This is a genomic window from Pseudomonas sp. GW821-FHT07B01 (genome assembly GCF_059419065.1).
In genome coordinates this window covers 200,325-209,269 of sequence record NZ_JBWKRA010000009.1, presented here as the reverse complement: position 1 = coordinate 209,269, position 8,945 = coordinate 200,325, and the positions used below count along the sequence as shown (strand labels likewise).

Annotated in this window: 4 protein-coding genes and 1 pseudogene; all 5 read left to right on the top strand. The window is 61.7% G+C overall.

Annotation, left to right across the window (positions count from 1 at the left end; translation table 11 throughout):
* Positions 1–4: 4 nt before the first annotated feature.
* Positions 5–682: pseudogene (locus tag AC07S6_RS12905) on the top strand (Ig-like domain-containing protein); the annotation flags it as partial.
* 1,266 nt (positions 683–1,948) lie between these two features.
* Positions 1,949–3,922: a BapA/Bap/LapF family large adhesin gene (locus tag AC07S6_RS12900; RefSeq protein ID WP_495112449.1), complete on the top strand. Its 1,974-nt coding sequence runs from the start codon at positions 1,949–1,951 to the stop codon at positions 3,920–3,922.
* Between the two features lie 187 nt (positions 3,923–4,109).
* Positions 4,110–5,507, top strand: a complete 1,398-nt coding sequence (locus AC07S6_RS12895; RefSeq protein ID WP_495112448.1) for a TolC family outer membrane protein — start codon at positions 4,110–4,112, stop codon at positions 5,505–5,507.
* Positions 5,504–7,687, top strand: a complete 2,184-nt coding sequence (locus tag AC07S6_RS12890; protein WP_495112434.1) for a type I secretion system permease/ATPase — start codon at positions 5,504–5,506, stop codon at positions 7,685–7,687. The genes AC07S6_RS12895 and AC07S6_RS12890 overlap by 4 nt, the downstream gene beginning before the upstream one ends.
* Before the next feature lie 26 nt (positions 7,688–7,713).
* Positions 7,714–8,904, top strand: a complete 1,191-nt coding sequence (locus AC07S6_RS12885) for a beta-barrel domain-containing protein (protein WP_495112447.1) — start codon at positions 7,714–7,716, stop codon at positions 8,902–8,904.
* The last annotated feature ends 41 nt before the right edge of the window (positions 8,905–8,945 follow it).

Genomic DNA, 8,945 nt, shown 5'->3' with positions numbered 1-8,945 from the left:
AGAGTTGGAGGTCAGCCCTGACGGTTTGACCGTCAGCGGCAAGGGCGAACCCAATTCCACCGTCACCATCAGCGATGGTGCCGGTAATGTGATTGGTACCGGCAAAGTGGGTGCCGATGGCAGCTTCCAGATTGAGCTGAGCACGCCGCAGACCAATGGTGAAACGCTGCAGGTCACCCTTACAGACGCAGCCGGCCAGGTGTCGTTACCTGCGACCGTTGTCGCTGCTGACACCACCGCACCTGCCGCTGCTTCAGAGTTGGAGGTCAGCCCTGACGGTTTGACCGTCAGCGGCAAGGGCGAACCCAATTCCACCGTCACCATCAGCGATGCTGCCGGTAATGTGATTGGTACCGGCAAAGTGGCTGCCGATGGCAGCTTCCAGGTCGCGTTGAACACGCCGCAGACGAATGGCGAAACACTGAGCGTTGTTCTCAAAGACGCTGCCGGCAATGAATCACCTGCCAGCCCCGTGGTGGCGGGTGATACCACCGCACCTTCCGCACCGACCGACCTGGCGTTGAGCACCGACGGCTCAACGATCAGCGGTAAAGGCGAACCCAATGCCACGGTGACCGTCAAGGATACCGATGGCAATGTAATCGGCACCGGGATGGTGGGGGACGACGGTAACTTCCAGGTCACGTTGAACACGCCTCAGGTTAACGGCGAAACGCTTGCCGTCACCTTGACGGACGCTGCTGGGAATGAGTCTGCCCCGACTACCGTGGTCGCCGTTGATATTGATGATACCGACGCCGACGCCGACGCGGATGCGGATGCTGACGCTGACGCGGATGCTGACGCCGATGCGGATGCGGATGCGGATGCGGATGCGGATGCTGATGCTGATGCTGATGCTGATGCTGATGCTGATGCGGATGCTGATGCTGATGCCGACGCGGATGCTGATGCTGACGCGGATGCTGATGCTGATGCTGATGCTGATGCTGACGCCGACGCTGATGCTGATGCCGACGCCGACGCCGACGCCGATGCCGATGCCGATGCCGATGCTGATGCTGATGCTGATGCTGATGCTGATGCCGACGCCGACGCCGATGCCGATGCCGATGCTGATGCTGATGCTGATGCCGACGCCGACGCCGACGCCGATGCTGATGCCGACGCGGATGCCGATGCGGATGCGGATGCCGACGCGGATGCCGATGCCGATGCGGATGCGGATGCCGACGCGGATGCCGATGCTGATGCTGATGCTGATGCTGATGCCGACGCGGATGCTGACGCTGACGCTGACGCGGATGCCGATGCTGACGCCGACGCTGACGCTGACGCTGACGCTGACGCTGACGCTGACGCTGACGCTGACGCTGACGCTGACGCTGACGCGGATTCCGATGCTGACGCCGACGCCGACGCCGACGCTGATGCTGATGCCGACGCCGACGCCGACGCCGACGCCGATGCTGATGCCGACGCGGATGCGGATGCCGATGCCGATGCGGATGCCGATGCCGATGCCGATGCGGATGCCGATGCCGACGCGGATGCTGATGCTGATGCTGACGCCGACGCCGACGCCGACGCCGACGCTGATGCTGATGCCGACGCCGACGCCGACGCCGACGCCGATGCCGATGCCGATGCTGATGCTGATGCCGACGCCGACGCCGATGCCGATGCCGATGCTGATGCTGATGCTGATGCCGACGCCGACGCCGATGCTGATGCCGACGCGGATGCCGATGCCGATGCGGATGCGGATGCGGATGCGGATGCGGATGCGGATGCCGATGCCGACGCGGATGCCGATGCTGATGCTGATGCTGATGCCGACGCGGATGCTGACGCTGACGCTGACGCGGATGCGGATGCCGATGCCGATGCCGATGCCGACGCTGACGCCGACCTCGAAGCCTTCGACGACCTCGCCACAAGCGAAGTGACCATCAAACCCGTTACATCCAACACCAACCTGGATGATATGCGTGTCTTCACCCTGCTGGGTGTCGGCGGGATCATTCTGGGTGATCACACCGCGGTGCAAGAGTTCTCGGTTGCCGAGGGTTCCAGCGGCACGCTGAACCTGGAGTTTGCCCAGGCTGATCTGGTTTCGCTGCTAGGGGGCGGGTTCACCGCGGTTCTGGAGGTAAGCGACGGCGCGGGTGGTTGGTTGCCGGTACAGCAGGGCAGTAACGGTTCCGGCTTGCTGGATCTGTTGGGCCTGTTCGGTCAAAGTACCACTGCCGAGATCGAAGGGCTGCAGGCTGGGCAATATCGCTTCACCCTCCAGCTGGATCCGAACCTGGTGAGCATCGGTGCGGGGGCGACGGCGGTATTGAGCGTCACCAACGACAGCCTGACTGAGTTCACTGGCGAAGCCGGCCCTGAAGTCTCCGGTAACGTCATCACCGATCCTGGTGTGGGAGGCACTCCGGATGTGCCGGGCAACGGCGGACCCGTCAAGGTGCAGGTCGAAGTCGGCGGTGAGTTCGTCGATGCCGACGCCACTACCGGCACGGTGCTGCAAGGCCAATATGGTCAACTGACTATTTTTGCCAATGGTGACTACAAGTACACCCCGAACGGCGATGTCGCCAACATCGGCAAAGTGGATGCGTTCGAATACCACTTGGTCAATGGTGCAGGTGGTTCTGCCGCCGCCACCTTGTATGTGCGCATCGACAGCCCAAGTGTCGATGTGACCTGGAACGCTACAGACCCATCGGCTCCCGGCACGGTCAGCACGGTAGCGAACGATGATCTGGGCTCGGCGCAGATAGCGATCGTCAACCTGGTGACAGAGGCCGACGCGCCGGCCTTGACCTACAACCTGCCGGCGATCGGCACGGGGTCGGGCACCGGCCAAGTCATAGTAGTAGCGGCCGACTCTACCGCTGTGTTGAAGGTCGATGTCAGCGCTTCCGGCTTGACCCTGTTGCCGTCCACCACCGTCAATCTGCAAAAGCTGATTGCAGGCCAATGGGAAACGCAGCAGACCACCACGCAGGCGTCGCATACGTTCACCGGGCTGGACGCTGGTTCGTATCGGGTCACCGCATCCACAGGCTCGGTGCTGTCATTGTCGACCATCACGGTGGCCCAGACCTTGACCACCACCTTCACCACGCAATTTGTGGCCGGTGAAATGACCAACGCCACCGGCGACCTGTTGGCTGGCAGCCTGGCCGGGCCGGATGTGCTCGGTTCGCCATTGACGGTGTTGAGCGTGCTGGTAGCCGGGGCTTATGTGGTGCCTGGGCAGACGGGGGCGAACGTCGTCGGTGACCACGGCACGTTGACCGTCTTTGCCGATGGTAAATACGTCTACACGCCAAATGCCGGCCTGACGCTGGATGAGATTGGCCAGGTGGATAAGTTCACCTACAAACTCACCACGCCGACGGGGCAGGAAGAGACCGCAGACGTGTACATCCGCATCGACTCACCAGACCGCGACCTGGTCTGGGACGACGCCAACCCGGGCGCGCCTGCCACTGAGGGCGCCGGCTTTGCCGCTACCCTCGGGGCGGTGGAGCAGACCGCGGATGACGCCGCCAGTGTTGATGCGCAGCACCACGATGCGGTGGTGGTTGATGACACCGACTTCACCCACGTCGATGCCGGCGCGGGTGCGAATGGCTTGCTGTGGGAAGGAGGGGATGCTGCCATCAACCTCACTGACCTGATCGGCAAAGTCAGCGACGTGCAGAGTATCGACCTGAACGATATCAGCGCGGTTGACCTGACGTTGAGCCTGGAAGACCTGGTGTCCATCACCGGGCCTGAGTCGGATCGCTTGATGATTCAGGGTGACGATCAGGACAGCGTGCACCTGACCGGCGACTGGACTGGCGGTGTGACGCAAGTAGAGAACGGTCTGGAATACGTGATCTACACCAGCCCTGAAGATCAGGCCCATCAACTGTGGGTACAAAGCGGCATCAACGTGGTGTAACGCCACTTCCCGATAACCGGGCCGCAATGCCCGGTTTTCCTTACCAACAAGCTTGCAGCGATGGACCGTGACTGATGCCAGTCACGGTTCGTTGTTGTCCCCATCCGGTTTGACAACAGTCAGGTGACTTGCAGTGAGGCATAAGAGTTTGGCCAAGCAACTGTCTGCCACGGTTCTGGCAGTCGCAATGATCGCGCCAGGGATTGAGCCGGTCATGGCCACGTCGCTTTTCGACGATGAAGAACCCGTCAACATCATCAGCCCCAGCAACCTGGGCACGAATTTACCGGGAGGGCCAGCGGGCGTCAGCGCACCGGTGGCACCCCAGCGCAACATACCCAGCAACCTCGACCTCATGCGCGCCATTCAGTTGGCCGTAGAGTGGCACCCGGCGATTGCCGAGGCGATTGGCCAGCTGTACCAACAAAACGAGAACGTGAACATCGCCCGTTCCGGCTATTACCCGCAAGTCAGCGGCGGTTTCAACTCGGGCTATGACAGCGGCTTGAGTGGCAATGGCCAAAGCCGAGCGTTTTCGTTGTCGGCGTCGCAGATGCTCTATGACTTCGGCAAGGTTTCCAGCTCGGTGGACAGCGCACTCGCGCGGGTCAGCGGCAGCCAGGCGTCGATCTTGTTGTCGATTGACCAAGTGGCCCGCGATACCTCGTTTGCAATGATCGAGCTGCAACGCTCTCAACGCTTGGTGACCGTGGCCCGTGAGCAGATCGAGGGTATTTCGGCGATTGCCGAATTGGCCAAAAAACGCAGCGACATGGGCGCCAGCACCCGCTCCGATCTGATCCAGGCTCGATCACGGGTCGAGGCGTCAATGGCGACCCAAATGCAGTTCACTGCGCAATTCAACCGCTGGCGCAGCGCCTTGAGCAGCTTGCTTGGGGCGCAGTCGCCAGTGAACGTGACCAGCGACTTTCCTGCCAGCCTGGAACAGTCCTGCGTGGGCGTGGTGCCCGATGCGGCGGTCACGCCGACGTTGCTGATCGCCCAGGCTCAGCGGATCGATGCCCTTGCACTGATTGCACAGGCACGTGCCGAAGCCTTGCCGACGGTGTCGCTGGACCCGTCCATCACGCACTACCTGGACAACAACGATGAGAGCAACTTGCCCGGCGGCCGCGATCGCACCCGCTATGGCGTGTTTCTCAACGTGAAGATGCCGCTTTACCAAGGCGGCGCAATCACCGCGCGCAAAAGCGCGGCCCAACAGGCGCTGCGCTCGGCCGACGCGGCCAACGACGCCGCGCGGCTTGCCGTTCGCCAAGGCTTGCTCGAAGCCCGCGACCAGATCTCAAGCCTGTCGCAACGTCTGTCGATCCTGGATTTTCGTGAGCGCAGCATCTCCGAAACCCGTGACCTATATCGCCAGCAATACCTTGAGCTGGGCACGCGTCCGCTGCTGGACTTGCTCAATGCCGAGCAGGAAATCCACCAGGCGCGCATGGACCGGGAAAACACCGCGGCTGACCTGCGTCGCCTGAATATCGATTGCCTCTACAACACGGGCGGGCTTCGCACTGCGTTCCATTTGGACAACAGCACCTTGCAGGGTGTGGAGATTCGGCCATGAATGAAGCCGTTAAACTGGATGACGACTTGAGTGCGGCGCAGCACCCTCACACTCCGCCACCAACCTTTGATTACGAGGTATGGCTGGAGGCGATTCTTGGGGTGGCCCGCCATTACCGCCTGGAGTGTTCAGCGCAAAGCGTGCGCCTGGCAGCCCAATGGACCGACAGTGCTTCGGTGGAAGATGTGGTGCGGCGTATGGCGCGTCAGGCCGGGTTGAATTGCGTGATTGGCGACTTTTGCGCCTCGACCCTGATGCAGCGCCAGTTGCCGCTGGTGGTGCAGTTTGCGGACGGGCAGGTCGGTGTGCTGGAGCTCATCGGTGAGGATGACAGCATCGGCATCGCCTACAGCGGTGATGGCGGTTTGCAAAGCCGTCTGGGCCGCCGCGAATTGCTTGAACAGGCACGCAAGACGGTGATTCTGCGGCCAATGCGCGCGGTGCGCGACACTCGGATCGACGATTACATCAAGCCGTACCAAAAGAACTGGTTCAGCGCCATCGTGCTGCGCGACCTGCGACCCTATGGCTACGTGATGCTGGCGTCCCTGGTCACCAGCGTACTCGGCCTCGCCGGGGTGCTCTTTTCGATGCAGGTGTACGACCGGGTCATTCCCGCCGAATCCATGCCCACCCTGTATGTGCTGTTCGGCGGGGTGATGTTGGCGCTGGTCTTTGACTTCATCATGCGCATCACCCGCGTGCGCATCACCGACATGCTCGGCAAACGCGCCGACCTGCGCGTCTCGGACCTGGTGTTCGGGCACGCCATCCGCCTGCGCAACAGCGCCCGGCCCAAGTCCACCGGTTCGTTCATTTCCCAGCTCAAGGAGTTGGAGCAACTGCGTGAACTGATCACCTCAAGCACGGCGACCGCGCTGGCGGACCTGCCGTTTTTCCTGCTGTTTCTGGTGATCTATTGGTTGATCGCCGGCCCCTTGGTGGCCGTCCCCTTGGTGGCCGTGCTGTTTCTGGTGGTGCCGGGCCTGCTGGCGCAGAAAAAACTCGCGGCCTTGGCCTGCGAGTCGATGCGCGAAGGCGCATTGCGCAGCGCGATGTTGGTGGAAACCGTACAAGGCCTCGACGACATCAAGGCTCTGCAAGCCGAGCAGCGCTTTTCGCAGCAGTGGAACCATTACAACGCCACCTGTGGCGATGCCAGTCTGCGCCTGCGCCTGCTCACCAATAAACTGGTGGCATGGAGCAACAACGTCCAGGGCTCGGTGTTTGCCGTGGTCGTGGTGTTCGGGGCGCCAATGGTCATGGCCAGCGATATGACCACTGGCAGCCTGGTGGCTGCCTCGATCCTGGCCTCGCGCATGATGGCGCCGATGTCGCAGATCACCCAGGTACTCACGCGCTGGCAGCAGGCCAAGGTGGCGCTGCAGAGCTTGAACCGCATCATGGAATTGCCGGTGGACCACGCTGAAGGCAGCAAGCGCGTGCATCTACCGGTGGTGCGCGGTCACTACGTGCTCAAGCAGGCGGCCTTCCAGTATTGCGACGAAGCGCCGGTGCCGGCGCTGTTGGTGGCGGACCTGCAGATCCAGCCGGGCGAGCGTATCGCCATTCTCGGCCGTAACGGCGCGGGCAAATCGACCTTGCTGCAGGCCCTGGCCGGCATGCTCGACCTCAAGAGCGGCAACATCAGCCTCGACGGGGTTGCCCTGAGCCATATCGACCCGGCGGACGTGCGCCGGGATGTGGGGTTGATGACGCAAAACTCGCGTCTGTTCCACGGCACCCTGCGTGACAACCTGATCATGGGAGCGCCCCATGCATCGGATCAGGAAATCCTCCAGGCCCTGGCGGTAACCGGCGCCGCCGACTTCGTCGGCAAATTCGCGGGCGGCATGGATCACCTGATCCTCGAAGGCGGCCTCGGCCTCTCTGGCGGCCAGCGCCAATCATTGCTGTTGTCACGCTTGATCATTCGCCAGCCGCATATCGTCCTGCTCGACGAGCCCACTGCGTCTCTGGATGAAGCCACCGAGCGCCAATTGATTCAGAACCTGGACCGCTGGGCGGCCCATCGCACGCTGATCATCGCCACCCACCGCATGAGTGTATTGAGCCTGGTCAACCGCATCATCGTGGTCGATAACGGCCAGGTCATCGTCGATGACAGCAAGGACAACGCGATTGCGCGGCTATCCAAACCCAAGGGGAAAAAACAGTGAAAACCCATGCGCTGAAAACCATCCCCCTGCTTGCCAGTGAAGACGAACACACTGGACACTCCCACGCGGGTGTGGATGACAGTACTGTGCTGCGCGCTACACGGGTGGTGGCGTGGGTGACCGTCATGCTTGTCGCGTTTGGCGCCTGGGCCTATGTGTTTGAAGTGGACGAGGTGTCTACCGGCAGCGGCAAGGTCATTCCCACCTCCCGCGAGCAGATCATTCAGTCCCTGGAAGGCGGGATCGTGACCGAGCTGAATGTGGGGGAGGGCGATATTGTCAAACAGGGGCAGGTCCTGGCCAGGCTTGATCCGACCAAGACCGAATCCAACTTCGATGAAAGCGCCTCCAAGTACCGCGCGTCCCTGGCCAGCGTGGCGCGGTTGCAGGCCGAAGTGAATGGCAAGCCGTTGGCATTCCCAGCGGAGCTGTCACGCTATCCGGCTCTGATCAGCGCTGAAACCGATCTGTTCAATACCCGACGTAAAGGCCTGGAGGAATCCCTGGCCGGTGTGCGTTCGTCCCTGGGGCTGGTGCGCAGTGAATTGGACATTACCGAGAACCTGGCCAAGGTCGGGGCAGCCAGCAATGTCGAGGTGTTGCGCCTCAAACGCCAGAAGGCCGAGCTGGAATTGAAGCTCAGCCAGGCGCGCTCCGATTATCTGGTACGCGCCGGTGAGGACCTGGCCAAGGTCAACGCGGATGTGCAGACGCTGTCGTCGGTGATGCGCGGGCGTTCGGACTCGGTCACCCGCCTGACCTTGCGCTCGCCCGTGCGCGGTATCGTCAAGGATATCGAGGTCACGACCATCGGCGGGGTCATTCCTCCCAATGGGCGGCTGATGCAGATTGTGCCGCTGGATGAGCAACTGCTGATCGAGGCGCGAGTCTCGCCGCGGGACATTGCCTTCATCCATCCCGACCAGATGGCCAAGGTCAAGATCACGGCCTATGACTATGCCATTTACGGCGGCATGGACGGCAAGGTGGTGACCATTTCGCCGGACACCATTCAGGACGAAGTCAAACCGGAAGTTTTTTACTATCGGGTGTTTATTCGCACCGATGCCGACACCTTGAAAAACAAGAACGGAAAGACGTTCTCGATTGTGCCCGGCATGATCGCCTCGGTAGACATCAAGACCGGTCAGAAAACCGTGCTCGACTATCTGATCAAACCGATGAATCGAGCACGCGAAGCGTTGCGAGAACGCTAGGGAGGCAGGGTGGGTAGACTGTTCGGCACCGGAGTACTGTT